Source organism: Clavibacter quasicaliforniensis (genome assembly GCF_051201715.1).
Classification (GTDB): Bacteria; Actinomycetota; Actinomycetes; order Actinomycetales; family Microbacteriaceae; genus Clavibacter; species Clavibacter seminis.
The window spans coordinates 1,657,748-1,680,850 of the sequence record NZ_CP139624.1 but is presented as its reverse complement, the minus strand read 5'-3'; the positions used below and the strand labels follow the sequence as shown (position 1 = coordinate 1,680,850).

Below are 23,103 nucleotides of genomic sequence, written 5' to 3'. Positions count from 1 at the left end.
CGCGGGTGCCGGGCGTCGCCGCCCGGTCGGCGCCTCCTAGAAGAGGGCCTTCTCCTTCAGCCAGTCGGCGGCGATCGCGGCCGGCTCGGCCTTCTCGTCGCCCTGGTTGCGGCGGTTCATCTCGGTGAGGTCGTCGGTGGTCAGCGCGGCCGACACCTTGTCGAGGATCGCGGTGACGTCGGGGTTCATCTTCGCGGTGTTCACGAGCGGCACGACGTTCTGCGCCTTGATGAGGTTCTCGGGGTCCTTCAGCGTCACGAACCCGTTGTCGAGGATCGACGGCGTGGTCGAGTAGATGTTCGCCATGTCGACCTGGCCGTCGAGCAGGGCCTTGACGGTGTTGGGGCCGCCCTGGTCCTCGATCGTGACGAGGCTCGCGTCGATGCCGTACGTGCCCGTGAGCCCGCGGATCCCGTACTCGCGGTCGGTCAGCACCGCGCCGCCGCCCACGCGGACGGTCTTGCCCTTGAGGTCGGAGAGGCTCGTGACGCCGTTCGTCTCCGAGTACTCCTTAGTGACGTTGTACGAGTCCTTGTCCTCGGCGGGCGACTCGTCGAGCACCTCGAAGCCGTCCGGCAGAGCGGCGCCGAGGGCGGCGAACACGTCGTCGCTGGAGGTGGCGGTCGAGTCGGCGTCGTACGCGGCGAGCAGGTTGCCCGTGTACTCGGGGATGAGGTCGATGGACCCCTCCTCGAGCGCCTTGAGGTAGACCTCGCGCTCGCCGATCTGCAGGTTGCGCGTGACCTTCACGTCGTTGGCCTCGAGGGCCTGCGCGTAGACCTCGGCGAGGATGACGTTCTCGCCGAACGCGGCCGAGCCGACGGAGATGGTGTCGGTGGGGGCGGCCGAGGCGGACTGGCCGCCGGTCGGGTCGGTGGGGTCGCCGGACGCGCAGCCGGCGAGGGCCATCGCGGTGCCGACCGCGACGGTGCCGAGGAGGACCCGGCGGGAGATGCTGAGGGACATTGCTGTGTTCCTTTCAGGAGGTGGTGCTGACCGCCGGCCTCGACGAGGCACGGGCGGAGTCGGAGTGACGGCCGGCCGCGGCGACGACGCCCCGGGGGACGACGAGGCGCTGGACGATGGCGAGCACGCCGTCCACGACCAGCGCGAGGGCGGTGACGAGGATGGATGCGGACACCATGAGCGGGTAGTTCCGCGTGGTGAGGCCGGTGAAGATGTCGGGCCCGAGGCCGCCGAGCCCGAGGTAGGCGCCCAGCGTGACGGTGCTGATGACCTGCAGGGTCGCGGCCCGGAAGCCGCTGATGATGAGCGGCAGGGCCAGGGGGATCTCCACCTTCCCGAGGATCTGCCACTCCGTCATGCCGACGGCGCGGGCGGCGTCGACGGTCGCCCGGTCGACGGCCTGGAGCCCGGCGTAGACGCCGGCGAGCAGCGGCGGGATGCCGAGGATCGCGAACGTGATCATCGGGCCGGTCAGCCCGATGCCGAACACGAGCCCGAAGAGGACGAGGACGCCGAGCGTGGGCAGGGCGCGGAACCCACCCGAGAGCGAGACGGCGATGGTGCGTCCGCGCCCGGTGTGGCCGATGTAGAGCCCGGAGGGGACCGCGACGAGCGCGGCGAGGAAGATGGCGAGGAACGTGTAGGAGAGGTGCTCCACGAGCCGGACGCCCGTGCCTGTCGGCCCGCTCCAGCGGCTCGCGTCGAAGATGAGGGCGAACGCCTCGGCGAACAGGTTCACGGCAGGCCTCCGGTCACGGCTATCGGGGATGCTGCGGCGGAGCGGCGCCGACGGGCCCCAGCCGACGTCGAGCGCGACCAGGGCATGAGCGCACGGCCGACCAGCACGAGGATCAGGTCGAACACCAGGGCGATGACGAGGATGCCGACGACGCCGGTGAAGATCTCGGTGTAGAAGGACCTCCGGTAGCCGCTGAGGATCATGGTGCCGAGGCTCTGCACGCCGACGAGCGAGCCGACCGTCACCATGCTCACCGTGCTCACGGAGACGACGCGGAGGCCCGCCAGCAGCACGGGCCCGGCCAGCGGGAGCTCCACGCGCCAGAACCGTGCCCAGCCGGCGTAGCCCATGGCGGTGGCCGACTGCTTCACGTCCGCGGGGACCGAGGCGAGCGCGTCCGTGGTGATGCGGACCATGAGGGCGACGGCGTAGACGGTCAGCGCGATGACGATGTTGCGGGGATCCAACAACGTGGTGCCGATGAGCCCGGGCACCACGAGGATCAGCGCGATGGACGGGATCGTGTACAGCAGCCCGCCCAAGGTGAGGAGGAGGCCGCGGACCCGGGTGTAGCGGTTCGCGAGCCAGCCCAGCGGGAGTGACAGGAGGAGCCCCAGGACGATCGGCGTCGCGGCCAGCGCCACGTGCGCGACGGCCAGGTCGAGCACCGTCTGGATGTTGGCGATGACCCAGTTCACGCGGGTCCCGCACCCTGCGCCGGAGCACCGGGGGCGTGCGCGGCCCCCGCCTCGGTCGGAGCGGATGCGGATCGGGCGGCGGCGCTGCCCTCGTCGTCGAGCACGCCCACGAGCCGGCCGTCGCGGTCGACGAGCACCTGTCCCGTGCCGGTGTCCTCGACGTGCAGCGCGCGCTTGCCCTTGTCGGCGCCCACGAAGTCGCGGACGAAGTCGTTCGCCGGGTTCGAGAGGATCTCCTGCGGCGTGCCCTGCTGGGCGATGCGGCCGCCCTTCTCGAGGATCACGACCTGGTCGCCGAGCAGGAACGCCTCGTCGATGTCGTGCGTGACGAAGACCACGGTCTTGTCGAGCTGCGTGCGCAGGCGGATGAGCTCCTGCTGGAGGTCGTCGCGCACGAGGGGGTCGACGGCGCCGAAGGGCTCGTCCATGAGCAGGATGTTCGGGTCCACCGCGAGGCCGCGGGCCACGCCCACACGCTGCTGCTGGCCGCCGGAGAGCTGCGACGGGTAGCGGTCGGCCATCGAGCGGTCGAGGCCGACGGTGTCCATGAGCTTCAGGGCGCCCTCGCGCGCGGTGCGCTTGTCGACGCCGGTGAGGCGCGGCACGGTCGCGATGTTGTCGACGACCTTGCGGTGCGGGAGGAGGCCGGAGTTCTGCATCACGTAGCCGATGCTGCGGCGGAGCTTCACGGCGTCCTGGGTGGCGATGTCGGTGCCGTCGATCTCGATGCGGCCGGAGGTGGGCTCGACCATCCGATTGATCATGCGCATGAGGGTCGTCTTGCCGCAGCCCGAGGATCCGACGAGGACCGTCGTGGTCTGCGAGGGGACGACGAGGCTGAAGTCCTCGATCGCGAGCGTGCCGTCCGGGTACTGCTTGCGGACGTGGTGGAACTCGATCATGGGTGGCTCATTCCTCGTAGGCACTACGAATCGACACTTGCCAGGCACACCAGCGAACCACGGTCGCGGCGGAACGGCCGCACCGGGTCGTCCCCTGTCGCCACTTCGTAACAAATCGATGCTTCCGCGGATAGCCCCCGGATGCCGCGCGCGCGTCGGTCGGCACACGGCGCGTCGGCCAGGATGGAGGGCATGACGCGCATCCTCGCCAGGTCCTCGACCGCCGACGACCTGGTCGGGCTCCTCGACGTGGATCATGCGGGAGAGGCCGTGCCCGCGCCGTCCTGGCGCATCGAGCCGGGCCAGCGCGTGGCGGTCCTGGTCGACACGCTGCCCCGCCGCGCGGAGGGCGACACGGAGGAGCAGGTGCCCGTGCGGCGCCTCGAGCCCGCCAGGTGGGGCCTCGTCCTCGCGGGATCGCCCGGACCGGACCAGGGCCCGCCGCTAGGCGAGGTCCCCGCCGAGCAGCTCGGCTCACGGCCGGAGCTCCTGCAGGCGCTCGTGTCCCGGCGCGCGGCGATCCCGGTGTCCGGCTACTACGAGCACCACCAGACCGACGACGGTCTCCGCACGCCCTACCTGGTCGGCGCGGGCGACGGCATCGTGCTGCTCGCGGCGCTGTACGGGTGGTGGCGGGATCCGGCGCGCGCCGCCGACGACCCGGCCCGCTGGGTGCTGACCTGCGCTGTCCTCACCCGGCCGGCGGCCGGCACGGTGGAGGCGCTCGCGGAGCGCATGCCCGTCGTGCTCTCCCCCGACGTCGTCGAGGAGTGGCTCGATCCCACGGCCGAGGGCTCCCCCGACCTGCTCCGGGCCGTCGCCGCGCAGGCGGAGGACGTGATCGAGCAGCTGGCGATGGACGAGGTCGGACCCGGCATCGACCAGGGCGCGCCCGACACGGCGGAGCTCGCACGGCCCGTGTGACGCCCGGCCGTCTCCCCACGTCTGGTTGACTGTGCCCGTGGCCCCCTCCTCGAAGAAGAAGAAGCACGCGACCCGCACGCTCCTCGAGTCACCGGCCGCCGCACCCGTGCTGCACCGGGCGGCGCGCATCGAGGACCGCATCCACGAGATCCGCGAGGGCCGTGCCCGCAAGCGCGGGCTGAAGCCCACCGTCATCCCGTACGCCGGCTACGGATCCGTGCGCTGGGTCCGCGTCCTCTGCCGGGTCCTCCTCACCGACCCGAAGAGCAAGCGCGCGCTGGCCGGCGACAAGGTCGTCCGCGGGTGGCGGAGCTTCACGAGCGTCCCGCTCACCGACGTCGACGTCGTCGTCGAGATCGACGGCACCGAGCACCACGTGCGGGCCGACCGCGGCGGCGTCGTCGACCAGGTCGTCGAGGCGAGCCTGCGGAGCGGCTGGCACACCATCCGCATCCGGGCGCAGGGGTCCGAGACCGTCGAGGCGCCCGTCTTCATCGTGGGCGACGACGTGCGCACCGGGATCCTCAGCGACATCGACGACACCGTCATGGTCACCGCGCTCCCCCGGCCGTTCCTCGCCGCCTGGAACACGTTCGTGCTCGACGAGCACGCGCGCACGCCCACCCCGGGCATGGCCGTGCTCTACGAGCGCCTCCGCCTGCAGCACGAGGGCGCGCCCGTCCTCTACCTCTCCACGGGGGCGTGGAACGTCGCCCCGACGCTCACGCGGTTCCTGTCGCGGAACCTCTACCCGCCGGGACCGATCCTCCTCACCGACTGGGGTCCCACCGTCGACCGGTGGTTCCGCAGCGGCATGGAGCACAAGCGCAACAACCTGCGGCGCCTCGCGGCCGAGTTCCCGCACGTCAAGTGGATCCTCGCGGGCGACGACGGCCAGCACGACGAGCTGCTCTACGGCGAGTTCGCCGAGCGGCACCCCGACAACGTCGAGGTCGTCCTCATCCGGCAGCTCTCGGCGGGCGAGGCCGTGCTCGCGGGCGGACGGGCGAAGGCGGAGAAGCGCGCCCTCGACAGCTCGATCCCGTGGGTCTACGCCCCGGACGGGGCGAGCCTGCTCGCTCAGCTCGACGACCTCGGCCTCGCCGACGACTCGGGCACCCGGATCGGCACCTGACCCGGACGCCGACCGGCACGACGAAGGGCCCCGCGATCCGCCGCGGGGCCCTTCGTCGTCGTGCGGTGGATCAGACGGCGTCGGTGAGCGCCTGGAACTCGTCGTCGGTGAGCTCGATGCCCGCCGCGGCGATGTTGTCCTCGACGTGGCCGACCGACTTGGTACCGGGGATAGGCAGCATGACGGGCGAGCGACGCAGGAGCCAGGCGAGCGCGAGCTGCGAGGCGCGCGCGTCGTGCTGCTTCGCGAGGGCGTCGAGCGGGCCGCCGTCCTTCGCGAGCTCGCCGGTCGCGAGCGGGAACCACGGGATGAAGGCGAGGCCCTCGGCCTCGGCGTAGTCGAGCAGCGGCTCGGCGTCGCGCTTGGCGAGGTTGAACAGGTTCTGCACCGAGACGATCTCGGCGATCTCCCGAGCGGCCTTCACGTCGTCGACCTGCACCTCGGAGAGCCCGATGTGGCGGATCTTGCCCTCGGACTGCAGGTCCTTGAGCACGCCGATCTGGTCGGCGAGCGGCACGGCGGGGTCGATGCGGTGCAGCTGGTAGAGGTCGATGCGCTCGAGGCCCAGGTGGCGGAGGCTCAGCTCGGCCTGCTGGCGCAGGTACTCGGGGCGGCCGACGGGCTGCCAGTCGCCGGGGCCGGGGCGCGTGAGCCCGCCCTTGGTCGCGATGACGACGTCGTCGGCGTACGGGTGGAGCGCCTCCTTGAGGAGCTCCTCGGCGACGAACGGGCCGTACGAGTCGGCGGTGTCGAAGAACGTGACGCCGAGCTCGGCGGCGCGGCGGATGACGCGGATGGCCTCGGCCGGATCCTCGGGGGCGCCCCAGACGCCCTCGCCGGTCAGCTGCATGGTGCCGTAGCCGAGCCGGACGACGGGCAGGTCGCCGCCGATGGTGAACGTGCCGGAGGCCCCGGCGGGGCGTGTGGTGGTGTCGGTCATGTGGACCCTCCTCGGGTGTCGATGACGAGGGGGCGTCTGCCGCCCTCGGGACACCGGGGCCAACGCGGCGGGCGGCGGATCCATGCCCGATGCGCGCGATCCGGACCCGACCCTCAGGCTCCGGTCGAGGGTGAGGTGGATCCGCCCGCTCCCCTCGTGGATGTCGGCGGGCGTTCCTACACTCGGATCAGACGTTCGAACATCCGTTCGAACGCGGGAGCGCGGCCGGCGCGACGGGCGAGAGGAGCGGCACCATGCGGATCGACGAGGACGTGGAGGTCGAGCTCTCGAACGACGGATCGCCGCTGCGGTTCACCTGGCGGGGCGTGGTCTACGGGGTGGTGAGCTCGCCCGAGCGGTGGATCGCGCGAGTCGACTGGTGGCAGCGCACGGGCCGCGCGCCCCGCGGCGCGAGCGCCCACCTGCTGGAGCTGTCGATGTGGCGCGTCGAGGCCGTGCCGCTCACCACGGGCGCGCGCCGGGTCGACGGCTCGTTCGACCTGAGCGTGGACGCGCGCGGCCGCTGGTCGCTCGTCACCGCATCGGACGAGGAGCTCGACGTGCGCCTGTTCGCCTGAGGCCGCCTGTTCGCCTGAGGCCGCATCGGCACCGGCTGCCGGCCCCGGGCGGGCCCGGGGAATAGCCGGGGACACCCGCGCCTTCACCCCATCGGCGCCGCGCACGGCGCCCCGCACGCAGGTCACCCGGACCGCGGCGCACGGAGGGATCCCGCATGGCGGCACTCGAGTGGCTGTTCGACGCGCAGCTCCGCATCGGCGACCAGACCATCCTCTGGCGCGAGATCGTCGGCAACCTCTTCGGCCTCGCCAGCGCGCTCGGCGGCATGCGCCGGAAGGTCTGGGCGTGGCCCGTCGGCATCGTCGGCAACGTGCTCCTCTTCACCGTCTTCCTCGGCGCGGTCTTCGGCACGCCGAACCCCGTCAACCTGCTCGGCCAGGCCGGCCGCCAGGTCATGTTCATCGCCGTGTCGGTCTACGGCTGGTACCGCTGGCAGCAGGCCAGGCACGGCGGCGCTCCTGTCGTGCCGCAGTGGGCGTCCGGTCGCGAGCGGATCCTGCTCGTGGTCGCGCTCGTCGGCGGCACCGCGCTGCTCACCCCCGTCTTCCGCGCGCTCGGCTCCTACGAGCCCGTCTGGGCCGACGCCTGGATCTTCGTCGGCTCGCTCCTCGCCACCTACGGCATGGCCAAGGGCTGGGTCGAGTTCTGGCTGGTCTGGGTCGCCGTCGACCTCGTCGGCGTGCCGCTGCTGGTGAGCGCCGGCTACTACGCGTCCGCCTTCATGTACGTCTTCTACGGCGCGTTCACGCTCACGGGCTTCTTCGTCTGGATGCGCGCCCGCGGCACCGACGCGCCCGCGGTCGAGACGGCCTTCCCGGATCCCCGGATCGTCGAGGCGCCCGCCGAGCGCTAGCCGCAGGCGGCGGGCGCGATCGAGCGGATCAGCCCTGGCCGTTGGAGCAGGTGCTCTGCGCCGCGGTCTGGCCGGTGATGCTCGGGTCGAGCACCTCGGCCGTCGCGGTGGGCGGCGTGGTCGGTGCCGATGCGTCGGCCGGCGGCGCGGTCGCGGGCGGCGTGGTCGTGCCCTCGGCCGGGACGCTGCCGGCCTCGTCGGTCGCGGCCGGCTGACCGAGCGAGAAGTCCGCGTCGGAGGCCAGCAGGCTCACGAGCTGCGCGGCCGCCGCCTCATCCGGCTGGACGCGCCCGTTCGCGAGGACCGTGCCCGGGTACTGCAGGAACACGACGTCGTCGAGCGGGATGTCCTTGAACGTGAGCGCGACCGAGACGAGCGTGTCGAGGTCGGCGAGCGACGTGGACAGCTGCATGTTGTCGACCACGGCGCGCGCGATGCCGTAGAGCTTCGCCGGGTTGGTCAGCGTGTCCGTGCTCTTGATGGTGCGCACGAGCGCGCTCAGGAACACCTGCTGGTTGCCGATGCGCGAGATGTCGCTGCCGTCGCCGACGCCGTAGCGCGTGCGGAGGAACTGCACGGCGTCCTTGCCCTTGAGCGTGTGCAGGCCGGGATCGAGCGACAGGTCGGTCTTCTTGTCGTAGATCCCGTTGGCCACGCAGACCTCGACACCGCCGACCGCGTTGGACATCTCGACCACGCCGTTGAACTGCACGACGCCGCCGTACGGGATGTCGAGCCCGGTGAGGCCCTCGACCATCCGCACGGTGCACTCGAACCCGCCGCGGGAGAGCGACTCGTTGAGCTGCGCGCGCGAGCTGGCGGCGTACTTCGTGCCGTCGGGGCCCTCGCACTCCGGGATGGGCACGAGCATGTCGCGAGGGAAGGAGATGACCGTCGCGCGGCTGCTGTCCTGGCTGATGTGCAGCAGCATCGTGACGTCGTTGAGGGTGGCCGTGCCCACGTCCTTCGCCGCGCCGTAGCCGTCGCCCTGGCCGGCGCGGCTGTCGCTGCCGACGATGAGGATGTTCGCGCCGCCGTCGATGCCGCCGAGCGAGGGCGGGAGCGTCTGGCCGCCCGAGATGTCGACCGTGTTGTCGGCGACGGTTCGGGAGAGGTCCCAGGCGGCGATGCCCACGACCGAGATCGTGCTCGCCAGGGCGACCGCCACGGTCATGCCGATGCCCCTCATCACGGTGCGCCCCGCGCTCGGGGTGCGCAGGCGGCCGTGGCGGGCGATGCCGCGGACGCGGGCCCGGTCGGCGCGGGTCCTCTGGGGGGCGTGCTGCATGGGTGGATCTCTCGTCGCCGGGCGGGGAGGGTCGGGCGCGGGGACCCGGATCCTCCACAGGCTAGCCGAGGCCGGTGGAGAGTCCCCTCGGCGCGCGGGCCCGATGCGCTATGCCCCCGTGCGCTCCTCGCCGCGCAGGTGGGCGTCGAGGAACGCGTCGATCCGGCGCCAGGCGTCCGCCGCGGACGCGGGCTCCGGGCCCATGCCCACCGCGCGCAGCACCGGGCGGAGCGGCCGGGGACCCATCTCGGCGTCGTTGAGGAAGGAGTGCCCGGCGGCGGCGTACTCCCGCACGTCGTGGTCGATGCCGTGCGCGACGAGCGCGGCCTCGAGGCGGTCGGCGGATCCCGCGAGCTGCCGGTCGCGGCCGCCGTAGCTCGCGACGATCGGGCACGCGCCGTCCAGCACCCCGTCGAGGTCCTCCGGGAGCATCCCGTAGTTCACGCTCGATGCGTCGAAGCCGCGGGAGGCCGCCGCGAGGGCGAACCCGCCGCCCATGCAGAAGCCGATGACGCCGACGCGGCCCGTGCAGTCGGCGCGGGCGAGGAGCGCGCGGCGGGCGGACTCGACGTCGACGAACGCCCGGCCCTCCCCCGCCGCGAGCGTGCGGAAGGTCGCGACCAGGCAGCGGCGCGCGCCGCCGGCGGAGAAGAGGTCGGGCATGAGCGCCAGGAAGCCGGCGTCGGCGAGGCGCTCGGCCTGGCGGCGCATGACGTCGGTGACGCCGAAGGCCTCGTGCACCACCACGACCGCGGGCCACGGCCCCTCGCCATCGGGCACCGCGAGCACGCCGTGCAGCCCGGGCGACGCATCCGGCGAGGCCGCGGGCAGGGGGATCTCGGTGAGGATCACGGGCATGCCCTCACGCTAGGACGCGGCGAGGGCGCCGCCGCCGGGAGGCGACGACGCCCAGGGAGCCGTCATGCGGGCCCGCCATGCGCGGCGGGAGCACCGCGCGGTCAGCGCCAGGCGGTCGGCCCCGCGGATCCGGCGCGGTACTCGGCCATGGGCACGCGGTCGCCCTTCCAGGCGCGCATGACCGGTGCGACGATGCGCCAGCAGCGCTCGGCCACGTCGCCGCGGACCGAGAGGCGCGGGTCGCCCGCGAGGATGCCGTCGAGCACCTCGCCGTACGGCGTGAGCTCGGGCTCGGCGAACTCCGCGCGGAACGTGGACTGCGTGAGCGTGAAGGGCTCGCCCGTTCCGTCCATCGTGACCTCGAGCGAGATGCCGTCGGGCTTGAGGTCGATGATCAGCCGGTCGGGCCGGGCGGATCCGTGCAGGCCCCGCGGCAGGTGCGCCACCGGCTTGAAGGTGACGACGATGCGCTTCGACGCCTCCTTGAGGGCCTTGCCCGAGCGGAGCCGGAACGGGACGCCCGCCCAGCGCGCGTTCGCGACGCCGAAGGTGACCTCGGCGAGCGTCTCCGTCTCGTTGGCCGGATCCACCCCCTCCTCCTTCGCGTACGCGGGGATGCGCGTGCCGTCCACCGTGGCGGCGGTGTAGCGCGCCCTGCGGCTGTGCGCGATGGGGTCGTTGTCCCAGACCTCGGTGGCGCGGAGGACCGAGGCGATGTTCGAACGCAGGTCGTCCGGGTCGATGCTCGCCGGCGGCTCCATCGCGAACACCGCGAGCACCTGCAGCAGGTGGCTCTGGATCATGTCGACGAGCGCGCCCGACTTGTCGTAGTAGCCCGCGCGGCCCTCGAGCGCCAGCGTCTCGTCGTAGAGGATCTCGACCTTCTCGATGTCCTTCGCGCTCCACACCGACTCGAAGAAGCGGTTGGCGAAGCGCAGCGACACGAGGTTGAGCACCGTGGAGAGGCCGAGGAAGTGGTCGGTGCGGTGGATGCGGTCCTCCGGCACGAGCTTCAGCAGCTGGCGGTTGAGCTGCGCGGCGCTGCGGCTGTTCGACCCGAACGGCTTCTCGAGCGCCAGCGTGGTGCCCTCCGGCAGGTCGAGCTTCGCGAGCTGCTCGCACACCTGGATGGAGATGGCCGGCGGCAGCGCGAAGTAGAGGGCGGGCGCGCCCTCGCACGCCTCGAGGATGCGCTTCAGGTCGTCGAGGTCCGTGGGGTCGGCCTGGATGTACTTCGTGGACGAGACGATGCCCGCCGCCCGGCGTCCCGTGGCGTCCACCGAGTCGAACGCGGTCTTGACCGTCTTCGTCCACTCCGACGCCGTGCGCTCGCTCCGGCCGGTGCCGATGAGCTGGATCCTGCGCCCCCGATCGCTCGCCACGAGGCTGCCGAGACCCGGCAGGAGGAGGCGTTCCGTGAGGTCGCCGCTGGCGCCGAGGATGACGAGGGTGGAGGGTTCGCTGGTCATCCTCCGAGACTACGGGTCGCGGCCGTCGGGCAGCCGACCTACACTGGGCGAGTCGAACATCCGTTCGAACATCGCGCCCGGGGAGGACGCGGGCGGACATCGAGGGAGGCGCGCGTGAGCTTCACCCACCTGCACGTCGCGTCCGCCTTCTCCGCCCACTTCGGCACCTCGGCGCCCGAGGCCCTCGTCGACCGGGTCGCCTCCGAGGGCGCGTCGGCCGCGGCGATCACCGACCGCGACGGGCTGTACGGCGCCGTCCGCCACATCCGCCGCTCCCTCGCCGCCGGGGTCTCCCCCGTGGTCGGCGCGGAGCTCGGGCTCACGGGCGAGCACCCCGGCCGGATCACGGTGCTCGCGCACGGCGGCACGCGCGGCCAGGGCTGGGCCGCCCTCAGCCGGCTCATCAGCGCGAGCCACGGGCGCGGGACGGCGAGGAGCACCGCCCGGAGCGCCCAGGCCGGCATCGCGCGCACCCGGCCGCCCGCGTTCCTGCTCGGCGAGGAGGGACCCGTCGGCACCGTCATGCTCGGGCCCGACTCGGACGTCGGCCGCGCCGTCGCGGCGGGCGACCACGCGCTCGCCTCCCGCCACCTGGCCGAGTGGGCCAGGCTCCTGCCCGGCGCGGTCGTCGTCGAGGTGGTCTGCCACTTCACCGAGCCGGGCGAGTCCGCGAGCCTCCGGCACGCCGCCCGCATGCTGGAGCTCGCCGAGGCCCACCGCGTCCCCGCGGTGCTCACCAACGCCGTCCGCTACCTCGAGCCCGACGACGCGCTCACGGGCGACGTGCTCGACGCCGCGGGAACGCTCCGGCCGCTCGGGTCGTTCCGGCCGCAGCCCAACGGCCAGGCGTGGCTCAAGACCCCTACCGAGATGCAGGGGATCGCGCGGGAGGTCGCGGGCGCGTCGTCGCTCGACCGCCGGGCGGGCGAGGCGCTGCTGCGCGCCACCGAGGAGCTCGCCGACCGCTGCCGGCTGGATCCGGACGCCGACCTCGCCTGGCGGAAGCCGAAGCTGCCGGAGAAGTCCGTCATCGGCGTCACGGGCGACCCGGACGAGGCGCTCTGGCGGAAGGCCGAGGCCGGGGTCACCGAGCGGTTCGGCCACGTGGACGAGTCGATGCGGCAGCGCGTGCTCGCCCGGATGCGCACGGAGCTGCAGACCATCACGGGCTTCGGCTTCGCCACCTACTTCCTCACCGTCGCCGACGTGTGCGCGCTCATGCGCGACATGGGCGTCCGCAACCAGGCCCGCGGATCCGGCGCGGGCAGCCTCGTCAACTACCTGCTGCGCATCTCCAACGTCGACCCGCTCGAGCACGACCTGCTGTTCGAGCGCTTCCTCGGCAAGGTGCGCTCGACGCTGCCCGACATCGACATCGACGTGGAGTCGGCGCGCCGGCACGAGGTCTACCACCGCGTGTTCGAGAAGTACGGCAGCAACCGGGTCACCCTGCTGTCGATGCAGAACACCTACCGGGCCCGCGGGGCCGCGCGCGACGCGGGGCTCGCGCTCGACCTCGACGAGCAGCAGATCGACTTCATCGCCAAGAACATCTGGCGCTTCAACGCGCGCGAGTTCCGGGCGGTGCTCGAGACGAAGCCCGAGCTCAAGCCCATCGCCGACCTCGTGCGCGACGACCCGAGCATCGACCTGCTCGTCGACCTCACGGAGCGGCTCGACCGGCTCCCCCGGCACATCTCCATGCACCCGTGCGGCGTGATCCTCGGCGACTCCGACCTGCTGAGCACGAGCCCCGTGCAGCCGAGCGGCATGGGCCTGCCGATGAGCCAGTTCGACAAGGACGACATCGACGACATGGGGCTCCTGAAGCTCGACATCCTCGGGGTGCGGATGCAGAGCACCATGGCGTACGCGCTGGACGAGATCCACCGCATCCACGGCACGCGCTCGGCGGTCGCGGGCGGCATCCCGGTCGACGCGCGCTACGTGCACCGCGACGGGCGCATCGAGCTCGACGAGATCCCCCACGACGACGAGGAGACCTTCGCCGCCATCCGCACCACGCACACGCTCGGCATGTTCCAGATCGAGTCGCCCGGGCAGCGCGAGCTCATCGGCAAGATGCAGCCGGACGTCTACGAGGACCTCATCGCCGACATCTCGCTGTTCCGGCCCGGCCCCATGAAGGGCAACATGGTCGCGCCGTTCCTCGACACCAAGCACGGCATCACCCGGCCCGACTACCTGCACCCGCGGTTCGCGCCGTTCCTCGCGCCCACCTTCGGCGTCGTCATCTACCACGAGCAGGTCATCCGGATCTTCGCCGACTGCATGCAGGTCTCCCTCGCGGAGGCGGACGAGCTGCGCCGCAACATGGAGCGGATGGACACGGTGGTCGAGCAGGCGTTCCGGGAGCGCACCGCCATGCACGTCGACGGGCGCACGGGCCGGCGCCCCTTCTCGGACGCCGACGTCGAGCGCATCTGGAAGGCGCTCAAGGGCTTCGGCTCGTTCGGGTTCTGCAAGGCGCACGGCGCCGCGTTCGCGCTGCCCACCTGGCAGAGCGCGTGGTTGAAGACGCACTACCCGGCGGAGTTCCTCGCGGGGATCCTCACGCACGACCCCGGCATGTACCCCAAGCGCCTGCTCCTCACCGAGGCCCGTCGCATGGGGGTGCCCGTGCTGCCGCTCGACGTGAACCGGTCGACCGGCGTCTACCGGGTGGAGCGCGTCGAGGGCGGGGAGACGACAGGGCGCACGCGCATCGGCGAGCTGGGCATCCGGCTGTCGCTGCAGGACGTGCACGGCATGAGCGAGGCGGAGCTGGAGCGCATCGAGCGGGGCCAGCCCTACGACTCCATCAGCGACTTCTACGCGAAGGCGCAGCCGTCGCGCGCGCTGCTGGAGCGGCTCGCGGCGGTCGGCGCGCTCGACTCGCTCGCCACGAACGAGGACGACCGGGCGGCGCGCGGGGCCGCGTCGCGCGGCGACGTCATGGCGTACGCGCGGCGGCTCACCGCGCGGGCGGCCCGGCCCGCGGATCCGGCCGGCCAGCTCCCGCTCTTCGTCGACGACCGCGACCTCATCCCGCGCGGCTCCCCCGACCCCGACGGCCGCGCGCGCGTCGCCGCCGAGCTCGACATCCTGCAGATGGAGGTCACCGAGCACGTGCTCGAGAGCTACCGGCCCATGCTCGACGAGCTCGGGGTGATCCCGGCGAGCCAGCTGCTCGAGGTGCGCAGCGGGTCGGAGGTGGTGGTCGCGGGGATCCGCATCGCCACGCAGACGCCGCCCATGCGCAGTGGCAAGCGCGTGGTCTTCATCAGCCTCGACGACGGCACGGGCTGCTCCGACTCCACCTTCTTCGACGAGGCGCAGCAGAAGGCCGGGCCCATGCTCTTCGGCACGCGGCTGCTCGTCATCCGGGGGCGCACCCGGCGCACGGGCGAGCGGGGCGTCTCCATCCAGGCGGAGGACGCGTGGGACCTCAAGGAGATGTGGGCGCGCTGGCAGGACGCCAGGCGGCAGGGCGGCGCGGGCGACGACGGGGCCGACGGGATGGACGACGCGGCCCAGGTGGCCTGAGGTCCCCCGCCCGCGGGATGATGGGGGCACCCGAGACGGAAGCCCGAGGCCGCACGTGCGCATCACCACGACCGTCCGCACCACCACGCGGATCCCGTTCGTCCAGGTGGTCAAGACGTCGGTCGCCGCGATCATCGCCTGGTTCGTGTGCATCGCCCTGCTGCCCGCGCAGCTGCCCATCTTCGCGACCATCGCGGCGCTGCTCGTGGTGCAGCCGAGCATCAACCAGACCTTCGGCAAGGCGGTCGAGCGCAGCCTCGGCGTGATCACGGGCGTGCTGCTCGCGCTCGGGCTCGGCCTCGCGCTCGGCACGTCGAGCGGGGTGGTGCTCCTCGCGGTCGTCGTGGCGGTGCTGGTGGGCTGGGTCTTCCGGCTGACGCCGGGGTCGAGCACCCAGATCCCCATCAGCGCGATGCTCGTGCTCGCCATCGGCCAGCTCTCGCCCGTGTACGCCGTCGACCGCATCGTCGAGACGATCCTCGGCGCGGCCATCGGCGTGGTCGTCAACATCGCGATCGCGCCGCCCGTCCTGCACGAGGCGAGCCGGCGCGCGGTGGTCGGCCTCGCGGGCGACTGCGCCGCGGCCCTCGACCGGCTCGCCGGCGCGCTGTCGGAGCCGGTCGACCGCGTGGAGCTCGACCGCATGCTCGTCCGCGCGCGCGAGCTCCGGCCGCGGCACACGAAGGCGGTCGCCGAGGTCGACAGAGGGCTCGAGAGCCTCACCCTCAACCCGCTCCGGCGGCGGCACCGGGCGCTGCTCGAGGCCGACCGCGAGCTGCTCGCGACGCTCACCGTGCTCGTCAACCGCGTGGTCGGCATGACGCGCGCCGTGCACGACCGCTACGACCCGTCGCTCGCCGAGGAGCCCGTGGTGCGCGGGATCGCGACCGAGCTGACGCGCGCCGCCCACGACGTGCGGCTCCTCGCGGAGCACGCGCTGCCGGGCGACGCCCGCGCGGACGGCGCCGACCCGCGGGAGGAGCCGGCGCTCACGGCCCCGCTCGTGGTGCTGCAGCCGAGCGACGAGCACTGGATCCTCATCGGCTCGCTGCTGGAGGACATCCGCCGCATCCGCTCGGAGATCATCGGCGGCGCCGAGTGACCCGGCCCCTGCCCGGCTACAGCCCGCTCGAGCTCGATGCGGATCCCGCCGGATCCGGCCTCGTGCGCGGCACCACGCCCACCGGGCTCGGCGTCGTCCGGCACCACCACGTGCGGGTCCGCGGCTCGGACACCGCGACGGTGCTGCTGCACGGCGCCGCCGGATCCTGGACCACCTGGACGCCGCTGATCCGCACCGCGCGCGACGCGGGCGTCCCGTTCGCCGACGTCGTCGCCATCGACCTGCCCGGCTGGGGCGGCTCGGAGCTCGACGCGACCGACGACGAGGCGACGGTGGACGCCATCGCCGACGCCGTCCGCGCCGTGGTGGACGGCCTCGGCTACGCGCGCTGGCGGCTCGTCGGCCACTCGATGGGCGGGTTCATCGCGCTGCACATCGCAGCCGGCGATCCCGACCGCGCGGTCTCCGTCGCGCTCGTCTCGCCCACCACGTACTCCGTCATCGCGTCCGTCGCGCACCCCGTGCGGGAGTTCCCCCTCATCCCCGGCTTCACGATGATGCTCGGCGTGATGCGCACCATGCGCCGGCTCGGCCGCCCCGGCACCGCGCTCATCCGCGGCGTCGGCCGCATCGGCCTCATGCGGCCGATCGCCCTGCCGCTCTTCGCGCACGGCTGGCACGTGCGCCGCTCGATCGTCGACGCCATCGCGACCGAGGCGCGCCCTCGCGCGTTCTCGCTCGCGGCGGAGGTCACGCGCGGCTACGACGCGGACGGGCTCTGGTCGCGCATCGCCTGCCCGGTGGTCGCGGTGCGCGGTGACGACGACGTCTTCGTGTCCCGGGACGACCTCGACCTGCTGGCGCGCGCCGTGACCTCGCTGCGCTCCGCCGTGATCCGCGACGCCGGCCACTTCGCGCACGTGGAGCGCCCCGTCGAGACGCTGCGGGCGCTCGGCCTCGACGTCTGAGGCGCTCCTCGTCCCCCGGCGGACGGGGCGGCCGGACCTGGGGAGGGGGCCCGCGCCGCGGGACGACCGTCCGCGAGCATGTGCGGATCCTCGTCCCGCTCCGGAGGCCGTCCCGTGCGCATCCCCCCGCCCCGTCCCCGTCCCCGTCCTGAGGGATCCGCCCGCGTCGTCGACGTCGGTCGGTCACCGAGTCCCCTGGCTCCACCCGACCACGGCTACTGCCCCTCCGAGCTCGACCCGGATCCGCGCGCCTCGGGCCTGGTCGCGGGGGCGACCGACACGGCGCTCGGCCTCGTCCGGCACCACCACGCGCCGACGCGTCGCTCGGAGACGGCCACCGTGCTTCTCCACGGCGCGGCCGGCTCGTGGACCACGTGGACGCCCGCCCTCCGCGCCGCCCGGGACGCCGGTCATCCGATCGAGGACGTCGTGGCCGTCGACCTCCCCGGCTGGGGCGCCTCCGCGGGCCCCGCCGACGACGCCCTCTTCACCCCGATCGCCGTGGCCGACGCCGTGATCCGCGTGCTCGACGACCTCGGGTACGTCGGCTGCCGCCTGGTCGGGCACTCGATGGGCGGCTTCCTCGCCCTCGACCTGGCCGCCAGGCATCCGGGCCGCGTGCGCTCCGTGGCCCTGGTGTCGCCCACCCTGTACTCCGTCATGCGCAGCGCGGCCCACCCGATCCGGCGCTTCGGCACGCTGCCGGGGTTCAGCATGATGCTCGGCTCGATCCACGTGACGCGCATCCTCGGCGCGTCCGGGCTCGCGCTCGTCCGGATGCTGCAGCGCAGGGGCCTCCTGCGTCAGCTCACCCGGCCCCTGTTCGCGCACGGAGGGCGGGTGCGCGGGTCGGTCATCGCCGCGCTGGCCGTGGAGGTGCGGCCCCGCGGGTTCCTCCGCGCCACGGAGATCGCCGTCGCCTACCCCGCGGGTGACCTGTGGCCGCGGATCGCGTGCCCGGTCACGGCCGTGCGGGGCCGCCGCGACGTCTTCGTCACGCCGGATGACCTGGCCCGACTCGCATGCGACGTCCCGGGTGCCTCCTCCGCGGTCGTCACCGACGCCGGCCACTTCGCGCACGTCGAGCGCCCCACCGAGACGCTCCGGGCGCTCGGCCTGCTGCCCTGACCGGACGCACCCCTGACGGGTCGCGCACTGGCCCGACGCGTCCGCGCACGACGACGCCCCCGGTCCGGCGAGGGGAACGGGGGCGTCGGATCCGCGCGTGGCGGAGGCGGCCGGACGGATGCCCGACCGGCGCGAGCTAGGCCGCGGGGGTCGCGAGGACCGCCTGGATGTCGAGTGTGATGGTGACCTTGTCGCCGAGCAGCACGCCGCCGGTCTCGAGGGCCGCGTTGTAGGTTAGGCCGAAGTCCTCGCGGTTGATGACCGTGGTGGCCGTCGCGCCGAACTTGGTCTGGCCGTAGGGGTCGCCGCCGAAGCCGCCGAACTCGACGTCGAACGTGACGGGCTTGGTGACGCCGCGGACGGTGAGCTCGCCGTCGACCTTGGCGTCGCCGTCCTTCTCGACGCGCACGGCGGTCGAGACGAAGTCGATGGTGGGGTTGTTCTCGGCGTCGAAGAAGTCGTTCGTGCGGAGGTGCTGGTCGCGGTTCGGCTCGTTGGTGTCGATCGAGGCGATGGTCGCGTGGGCCTTGACGGAGCTCTGCTCGGGGGTGGCGCCCGTGACGATCTCGGCGTCGAAGTCCTTGAACGTGCCCTTGACCTTGCTGATCATGATGTGGCGGATGCTGAAGCCGACCGAGCTGTGCGTCTTGTCGATGGTCCAGGTGCCGGCGATGTAGCCGGGGACGGTGCTGGTGTCGCTCATGTGCGTGCCTTTCGTACAGGGGTCATGGGTGCGGGCCGACGGCCTCGAAGGTATGCAAGCGCATGGATCGGAGTCCTATTCCCGGATTCAGTTGCGAGTTCATGTACTTCTGGGGGCGGCCGGATGCGGCACGCGGCGGGCGTACCGTGGCGGGATGCGCGCGATCACCTTCCCCTCCCCCGGCTCCCCCGACGTCCTCTCCCTCACCGAGCTGCCGGATCCGGTGGCCGGTCCCGGCGAGATCCTCATCCGGGTGGCCGCCGCCGGCGTCAACCGCGCCGACCTCAGCCAGCGCGAGGGTGCCTACCCGCCGCCCGCCGGCGCGCCGACGCACCTCGGGCTCGAGGTGTCCGGCACGGTCGAGGCGACAGGCGCGGGCGCGACGCGCTGGAGCGTCGGCGACCGCGTGTGCGCGCTGCTCGCCGGCGGCGGCTACGCGGAGCTCGTCGCGGTCGACGAGCGCCACGTCCTCCCGGTGCCCGACGGGCTCGACCTCGTCGAGGCGGCGGGGCTGCCCGAGGTGGTGGCGACCGTGTGGTCGAACGTCGTGCTCGACGCCGGGCTCGCGCCGGGCGAGACCCTGCTGGTGCACGGCGGGTCGAGCGGCATCGGCACCATGGCGATCCAGCTGGCCGCCCGGCTCGGCGCCCGCGTGGCCGTCACCGCCGGCAGCCCGGCGAAGCTCGAGGCGTGCCGGGCGCTCGGCGCGGACATCCTCATCGACTACCGCCAGCAGGACTTCGTGGCGGCGCTCCTCGAGGCCACCGACGGACACGGCGCCGACGTGGTGCTCGACGCGATCGGCGGCGACTACATCGACCGTGACATCCGTGCTCTCGCGCGCGACGGCCGGATCATGGTCATCGGCGCGCAGAGCGGAGCCCCCACGAGCATCGCGCTCGGCCAGCTGATGGCACGCCGCGGACGGATCTGGGGCACGACGCTCCGGGCCCGCGACGCCGACGACAAGGCGCGCATCGTGGCCGCGATCCGCGCCGACGTGTGGCCGGCGGTGGCCGACGGATCCGTGCGGCCGGTCGTCGACCGCGTGTTCCCGCTCGCCGAGGCCGCCGCCGCGCACGCGCACGTCGCGTCGTCGCAGCACGTGGGCAAGGTGCTGCTGGCCGTCTAGCCCGCCGCGTCGCCCGAGGCAGGGGCAGCGGCCACGGCGCGGCGCGAGCGGATCCCGACGAGGGACACCAGCCCGCCCGCGATGAGCAGCGCCGCCGTCACGAGCACCACGCGGTGGAAGGCGGCCACGTCGAGGTCAGGCCCGGCGACCAGGCCGATGGCGGCGATCGCGACGAGCCCGGCGACGCGCGACACGGCGTTGTTGACGGCCGACGCGATGCCCGCCTGCGCGGACGGGACGGCCTCGAGGATCGTCGCGGTCAGCGGCGCGACCGTCATCGACAGGCCCAGGCCGAAGACGAGGATCCCGGGGAGCAGCTGCCCCCAGTAGTCGACGGGCTCGGCGACGCGCAGCATCAGCAGGTAGCCGCCGCCCGCGACGATCGGACCGATGCCCATCAGGAGCCGCGGGCCGATGCGCCCGGCGAGGGCCCCGAACCGGGTCGACAGCAGCAGCATGATCACGGTGGTCGGCACGAGCGCGAAGCCCGCGGCCGTCGCGGACAGCCCGCCGGTCTGCTGCAGGAAGACCGCGATCACGAAGCCGCCGAGCGACAGCGCGCCGTAGATGCCGATCGTCGCGATGTTGCCTACGAGGAAGTCCCGCTCGCGGAAGAGCGACAGCGGCAGCATCGGGTGCGGGGTGCGCCGCTCGCGCACCACGAAGAGCACGAGGCACGCGACGCCGACGACGAGGCTGCCGACGACGAGCGGGTGGCCGAGGCCGAGCCGCGACTGCTCGATGAGCGCGAAGACGGGGCCGCCGATCCCGAGGGCGCCGAGCACCGCGCCCGGCACGTCGACGCGCGTGCCGTCCGCCACCGGCGCGTCGTGCGGGAGCCGCGCGAGGAGCACGAGCGTCACCGCGATGGGCAGCACGTTGATCCCGAACACGAGCCGCCAGTCGAGCGCGTCCACGAGCACGCCGCCGAGCACGGGGCCGATGAGCATCGCGGTGCCGGTCCACGCCGTCCACGAGCCGATGGCCCGCGCCTGAGCGGGACCGCGGAAGGCCTGCGCGATCAGGGCCAGCGAGCTCGGCACGAGCAGCGCCCCTGCCGCGCCCTGGGCGGCGCGCGCGGCGATGAGGATGACGGCCGTCGGCGCGATCGCGCACACGAGCGACGTCACGCCGAAGCCGACGAGACCCCAGCGGAGCACGCGGACGCGGCCGAAGGCGTCGGAGAGCGAGCCGGCCAGCAGGATCAGCGCGCCGAGGGTGATGAGGTACGCGTCCACGACCCACTGCTGCACGACGAGGCCGCCGCCGAGGTCCGCCCCGATGGCGGGCAGCGCGACGTTGACGACCGTGCCGTCGAGGAACGCGACGAAGGAGGCGAGGATCGCGACCGCCAGCACCGTGCGGCCGCGGCCGTCGGCGGTGCTGTCCGGGTGGCCGCCAGCGGAGCCGCCGGCGCGAGCGGCGGCGGCGGGGTCGGGCATGTGCCCAGTATGCGCCGCGCCGGAGCCGGGTCAGGCGGCGGGCGGCGCCGGGGTGCCGGTGCGGTCGATCGCGGCCTCGACGCGGCGCAGCACGTCCTCGTCGCCCATGATCCGGAAGTGCCCCGACGCCCGGACGCGCTCGTCCGTCGCGCCATCGAGCGCGCTCCCCCCGGGGATGTGCGGGTCGAAGCGCGCGAAGAGGCTCGTGATCCGCGCGTTGACCTCGCGCGATCGGCCCAGCTCCACCAGCGCGGCGTCGCGCGGCGAGAAGTCGCGGATGCTGCGGACGGGGAAGAGGCGCGCGTACGAGGATCCGCCGAACGGCGCGTTGATCGCGACCATGGCACGGATCCGCCCGTCCGGGTCGCCGAACGCCATGAGGTGCTTCCCGATGAGGCCGCCCTTGCTGTGCGCGACGATCACGACGTCGCGCAGGTCCTCGGCCTCGATGTAGGCGCGGGCGCGGCGCGACATCTCGGCGATCCGGCCCACGTTCGCGCCGAGCGCGCCGACCACGTGCACGCCGTGCCCGCGCGCGTGCAGCCGCCGGATGATCGGGAGCATGAACTGCCAGCGCTCGTAGACGCCCGGCAGCACGAGGATCGTCGGCCGGTCGTCGCGCCCGTCCTCGAATGAGCCGGCGTCGTCGCGGGAGAGCGTGGCCGCGATCTGCCAGCGGAGGACGTAGGCGTAGTCGAGGGCCCAGTCGAGCGCCTTGCGGAGGAGCGGGAGCGGCGGGAGCGGGTCGGGTCCTGCGGCGGTCACCCGTCCATCCTGCCCGGGCGCGACGGGCGTGACCGGCGCGCGGTGCGTCGGCCGCGCATCCGCCGCCTCAGCTGGCCCGGGCATGCTCCACGATCGCGCGCGCGACCCCGAGCGGATCCGTGTACATCACGACGTGCGGGCCGCGCGCCACGCGGTACGTCCCGCGCGGGATCCGGGCGGCGAGGTCGCGCGCGAACGGGCGGTCGACCACGGCGTCCCGGTCGCCCACCAGGACGAGCGTCCGCGCGCGGATCCGCGGCGCCCGCTCCTCGATCGCGTCGTCGATGAGGTGCGGCAGCTGCCGGAGGTAGTACCGGATCCCGCAGCGCAGGAAGTAGTCGCCGAGCACCACGGCGTTCGCCAGCAGCGGCTCGCGGAGGGTGTCGACCGCGAGCGCGACGGCCGCCCGCACGATGCCGCGCGTCCGCGGCGGGAGCGTGGGGGCGATGAGCACGATGCGGTCGGCGACCTCGGAGTGGTCGAGGGCGAGCCGCGTCACGATCTGCGTCCCCATCGAGTGGCCGACGACGACGGGGTCGACGAGGCCGTGCATCCGGATCACCTCGGCCACGACGGACGCGTGGTCGTCGAGCGTCACGTCCCGGTGGACCCTGGGCGACTCGCCGTAGCCCGGCAGGTCGATCGCGTACACGGTGCCGTGCTCGGCGAGGAACGCGGCCACGGGGTGGAAGTAGCGCGAGGAGACGCCGATCCCGTGCACGAGCACGAAGGCGGTACGGGCGGCCACGGCACCCGGCGAGCCGTCGCGCGAGGGGGCGGCCGCCAGGATGCGACCGGTGTTCGCGCCCGACGACCGGAACACCTTGATCGCCACCCGGAAGCCGAGCACGGTGCGCCGTTCGAGGTCGTGCTCGACGGGGATCGCCCGCGACCCGTAGCGGCGGGACAGCAGGAGCCAGCGCGGCGGCGCGGACTCGGTGCGGTGCACGTCCCCCGGGAGCCGCACGCGCGCTAGCCGGGCGAGGGGGGAGCGCATCCGTCGAC

Annotated in this window: 22 protein-coding genes; 9 read left to right on the top strand and 13 right to left on the bottom strand. The window is 73.4% G+C overall.

What is annotated here, in order from left to right; genetic code table 11:
• Window positions 1-36 precede the first annotated feature (36 nt).
• The 5 genes from NL142_RS08080 to NL142_RS08060 are packed head-to-tail and all read right to left on the bottom strand — an operon-like array spanning window position 37 to window position 3,499.
• Window positions 37-966 (bottom strand): ABC transporter substrate-binding protein, encoded by a 930-nt coding sequence (locus NL142_RS08080; protein ID WP_435078681.1) that lies wholly within the window; start codon window positions 964-966, stop codon window positions 37-39.
• A gap of 13 nt (window positions 967-979) precedes the next feature.
• Window positions 980-1,705, bottom strand: coding sequence for an ABC transporter permease (locus tag NL142_RS08075; RefSeq protein ID WP_435078679.1), 726 nt, complete (start codon window positions 1,703-1,705; stop codon window positions 980-982).
• On the bottom strand, window positions 1,702-2,403 hold the full coding sequence (locus tag NL142_RS08070; protein ID WP_435078677.1) for an ABC transporter permease: 702 nt from the start codon (window positions 2,401-2,403) through the stop codon (window positions 1,702-1,704). The genes NL142_RS08075 and NL142_RS08070 overlap by 4 nt, the downstream gene beginning before the upstream one ends.
• On the bottom strand, window positions 2,400-3,305 hold the full coding sequence (locus NL142_RS08065; protein ID WP_435078675.1) for an ABC transporter ATP-binding protein: 906 nt from the start codon (window positions 3,303-3,305) through the stop codon (window positions 2,400-2,402). The genes NL142_RS08070 and NL142_RS08065 overlap by 4 nt, the downstream gene beginning before the upstream one ends.
• Window positions 3,306-3,328: 23 nt before the next feature.
• Entirely contained in the window at window positions 3,329-3,499 is a 171-nt protein-coding gene (locus NL142_RS08060; protein WP_156032224.1) for a hypothetical protein, read from the bottom strand.
• Between NL142_RS08060 and NL142_RS08055 the strand changes: the two genes are divergently transcribed.
• Window positions 3,498-4,229 carry an SOS response-associated peptidase gene (locus NL142_RS08055; RefSeq protein ID WP_435078672.1) on the top strand — a complete coding sequence of 244 codons (732 nt, stop codon included), beginning with the start codon at window positions 3,498-3,500 and terminating at the stop codon, window positions 4,227-4,229. The genes NL142_RS08060 and NL142_RS08055 overlap by 2 nt on opposite strands.
• Window positions 4,230-4,266: 37 nt before the next feature.
• Entirely contained in the window at window positions 4,267-5,364 is a 1,098-nt protein-coding gene (locus NL142_RS08050; RefSeq protein ID WP_435078670.1) for an App1 family protein phosphatidate phosphatase, read from the top strand.
• A gap of 70 nt (window positions 5,365-5,434) precedes the next feature.
• On the opposite strand, the gene NL142_RS08045 is transcribed toward NL142_RS08050, so the two are convergent.
• Window positions 5,435-6,304, bottom strand: a complete 870-nt coding sequence (locus tag NL142_RS08045; RefSeq protein ID WP_435078668.1) for an aldo/keto reductase — start codon at window positions 6,302-6,304, stop codon at window positions 5,435-5,437.
• A 254-nt stretch (window positions 6,305-6,558) separates the two neighbouring features.
• Between NL142_RS08045 and NL142_RS08040 the strand changes: the two genes are divergently transcribed.
• Both NL142_RS08040 and pnuC read left to right on the top strand, forming a co-directional pair.
• Window positions 6,559-6,882, top strand: coding sequence for a DUF6504 family protein (locus NL142_RS08040; RefSeq protein WP_435078666.1), 324 nt, complete (start codon window positions 6,559-6,561; stop codon window positions 6,880-6,882).
• Window positions 6,883-7,037: 155 nt separating this feature from the next.
• On the top strand, window positions 7,038-7,736 hold the full coding sequence (gene pnuC, locus NL142_RS08035; RefSeq protein ID WP_043587065.1) for a nicotinamide riboside transporter PnuC: 699 nt from the start codon (window positions 7,038-7,040) through the stop codon (window positions 7,734-7,736).
• Between the two features lie 28 nt (window positions 7,737-7,764).
• On the opposite strand, the gene NL142_RS08030 is transcribed toward pnuC, so the two are convergent.
• The 3 genes from NL142_RS08030 to NL142_RS08020 form a co-directional block, all read right to left on the bottom strand.
• Window positions 7,765-9,024 (bottom strand): LCP family protein, encoded by a 1,260-nt coding sequence (locus NL142_RS08030; RefSeq protein WP_435078664.1) that lies wholly within the window; start codon window positions 9,022-9,024, stop codon window positions 7,765-7,767.
• Between the two features lie 108 nt (window positions 9,025-9,132).
• Window positions 9,133-9,882: a dienelactone hydrolase family protein gene (locus NL142_RS08025; RefSeq protein WP_194682641.1), complete on the bottom strand. Its 750-nt coding sequence runs from the start codon at window positions 9,880-9,882 to the stop codon at window positions 9,133-9,135.
• 101 nt (window positions 9,883-9,983) lie between these two features.
• Window positions 9,984-11,351 carry a glucose-6-phosphate dehydrogenase gene (locus NL142_RS08020; protein WP_194682642.1) on the bottom strand — a complete coding sequence of 456 codons (1,368 nt, stop codon included), beginning with the start codon at window positions 11,349-11,351 and terminating at the stop codon, window positions 9,984-9,986.
• A 114-nt stretch (window positions 11,352-11,465) separates the two neighbouring features.
• On the opposite strand from NL142_RS08020, the gene NL142_RS08015 reads away from it, so the two are divergent.
• The 4 genes from NL142_RS08015 to NL142_RS08000 all read left to right on the top strand — a co-directional run bounded on the left by NL142_RS08015 (window position 11,466) and on the right by NL142_RS08000 (window position 18,056).
• Window positions 11,466-14,897 carry a DNA polymerase III subunit alpha gene (locus NL142_RS08015; RefSeq protein ID WP_435078661.1) on the top strand — a complete coding sequence of 1,144 codons (3,432 nt, stop codon included), beginning with the start codon at window positions 11,466-11,468 and terminating at the stop codon, window positions 14,895-14,897.
• A 55-nt stretch (window positions 14,898-14,952) separates the two neighbouring features.
• Window positions 14,953-15,999, top strand: coding sequence for an FUSC family protein (locus tag NL142_RS08010; RefSeq protein ID WP_435078659.1), 1,047 nt, complete (start codon window positions 14,953-14,955; stop codon window positions 15,997-15,999).
• A complete protein-coding gene (locus NL142_RS08005) occupies window positions 15,996-16,928 on the top strand; it encodes an alpha/beta fold hydrolase (RefSeq protein WP_435078657.1) in 933 nt (310 codons plus the stop codon). The genes NL142_RS08010 and NL142_RS08005 overlap by 4 nt, the downstream gene beginning before the upstream one ends.
• Before the next feature lie 114 nt (window positions 16,929-17,042).
• Window positions 17,043-18,056 carry an alpha/beta fold hydrolase gene (locus tag NL142_RS08000; protein WP_435078655.1) on the top strand — a complete coding sequence of 338 codons (1,014 nt, stop codon included), beginning with the start codon at window positions 17,043-17,045 and terminating at the stop codon, window positions 18,054-18,056.
• A gap of 136 nt (window positions 18,057-18,192) precedes the next feature.
• Here NL142_RS08000 and NL142_RS07995 read toward each other — a convergent pair whose 3' ends face one another.
• The gene (locus NL142_RS07995) at window positions 18,193-18,759 is read right to left on the bottom strand and encodes a YceI family protein (protein WP_086522406.1); all 567 of its coding nucleotides are present in this window, start codon (window positions 18,757-18,759) and stop codon (window positions 18,193-18,195) included.
• Window positions 18,760-18,913: 154 nt separating this feature from the next.
• Between NL142_RS07995 and NL142_RS07990 the strand changes: the two genes are divergently transcribed.
• Window positions 18,914-19,891, top strand: a complete 978-nt coding sequence (locus NL142_RS07990; RefSeq protein WP_194682646.1) for an NAD(P)H-quinone oxidoreductase — start codon at window positions 18,914-18,916, stop codon at window positions 19,889-19,891.
• Here the strand turns inward: NL142_RS07990 and NL142_RS07985 are convergent.
• The 3 genes from NL142_RS07985 to NL142_RS07975 all read right to left on the bottom strand — a co-directional run bounded on the left by NL142_RS07985 (window position 19,888) and on the right by NL142_RS07975 (window position 23,095).
• The gene (locus tag NL142_RS07985) at window positions 19,888-21,333 is read right to left on the bottom strand and encodes an MFS transporter (RefSeq protein ID WP_435078652.1); all 1,446 of its coding nucleotides are present in this window, start codon (window positions 21,331-21,333) and stop codon (window positions 19,888-19,890) included. The genes NL142_RS07990 and NL142_RS07985 overlap by 4 nt on opposite strands.
• A gap of 30 nt (window positions 21,334-21,363) precedes the next feature.
• Window positions 21,364-22,098: an esterase/lipase family protein gene (locus NL142_RS07980; RefSeq protein ID WP_435078650.1), complete on the bottom strand. Its 735-nt coding sequence runs from the start codon at window positions 22,096-22,098 to the stop codon at window positions 21,364-21,366.
• A 67-nt stretch (window positions 22,099-22,165) separates the two neighbouring features.
• Window positions 22,166-23,095: an alpha/beta fold hydrolase gene (locus NL142_RS07975; RefSeq protein WP_435078647.1), complete on the bottom strand. Its 930-nt coding sequence runs from the start codon at window positions 23,093-23,095 to the stop codon at window positions 22,166-22,168.
• Window positions 23,096-23,103: the final 8 nt, after the last annotated feature.

Coding starts and splice junctions, on each gene's coding strand:
- NL142_RS07995 (WP_086522406.1), bottom strand. CDS start 18,759: ATGAGCGACACCAGCACCGTCCCCGGCTACATCGCCGGCACCTGGACC.
- NL142_RS08020 (WP_194682642.1), bottom strand. CDS start 11,351: ATGACCAGCGAACCCTCCACCCTCGTCATCCTCGGCGCCAGCGGCGAC.
- NL142_RS08080 (WP_435078681.1), bottom strand. CDS start 966: ATGTCCCTCAGCATCTCCCGCCGGGTCCTCCTCGGCACCGTCGCGGTC.
- NL142_RS08030 (WP_435078664.1), bottom strand. CDS start 9,024: ATGCAGCACGCCCCCCAGAGGACCCGCGCCGACCGGGCCCGCGTCCGC.
- NL142_RS08055 (WP_435078672.1), top strand. CDS start 3,498: ATGACGCGCATCCTCGCCAGGTCCTCGACCGCCGACGACCTGGTCGGG.
- NL142_RS07975 (WP_435078647.1), bottom strand. CDS start 23,095: ATGCGCTCCCCCCTCGCCCGGCTAGCGCGCGTGCGGCTCCCGGGGGAC.
- NL142_RS08065 (WP_435078675.1), bottom strand. CDS start 3,305: ATGATCGAGTTCCACCACGTCCGCAAGCAGTACCCGGACGGCACGCTC.
- NL142_RS08025 (WP_194682641.1), bottom strand. CDS start 9,882: ATGCCCGTGATCCTCACCGAGATCCCCCTGCCCGCGGCCTCGCCGGAT.
- NL142_RS08060 (WP_156032224.1), bottom strand. CDS start 3,499: ATGCCCTCCATCCTGGCCGACGCGCCGTGTGCCGACCGACGCGCGCGC.
- NL142_RS07990 (WP_194682646.1), top strand. CDS start 18,914: ATGCGCGCGATCACCTTCCCCTCCCCCGGCTCCCCCGACGTCCTCTCC.
- NL142_RS08040 (WP_435078666.1), top strand. CDS start 6,559: ATGCGGATCGACGAGGACGTGGAGGTCGAGCTCTCGAACGACGGATCG.
- pnuC (WP_043587065.1), top strand. CDS start 7,038: ATGGCGGCACTCGAGTGGCTGTTCGACGCGCAGCTCCGCATCGGCGAC.
- NL142_RS08045 (WP_435078668.1), bottom strand. CDS start 6,304: ATGACCGACACCACCACACGCCCCGCCGGGGCCTCCGGCACGTTCACC.
- NL142_RS07985 (WP_435078652.1), bottom strand. CDS start 21,333: ATGCCCGACCCCGCCGCCGCCGCTCGCGCCGGCGGCTCCGCTGGCGGC.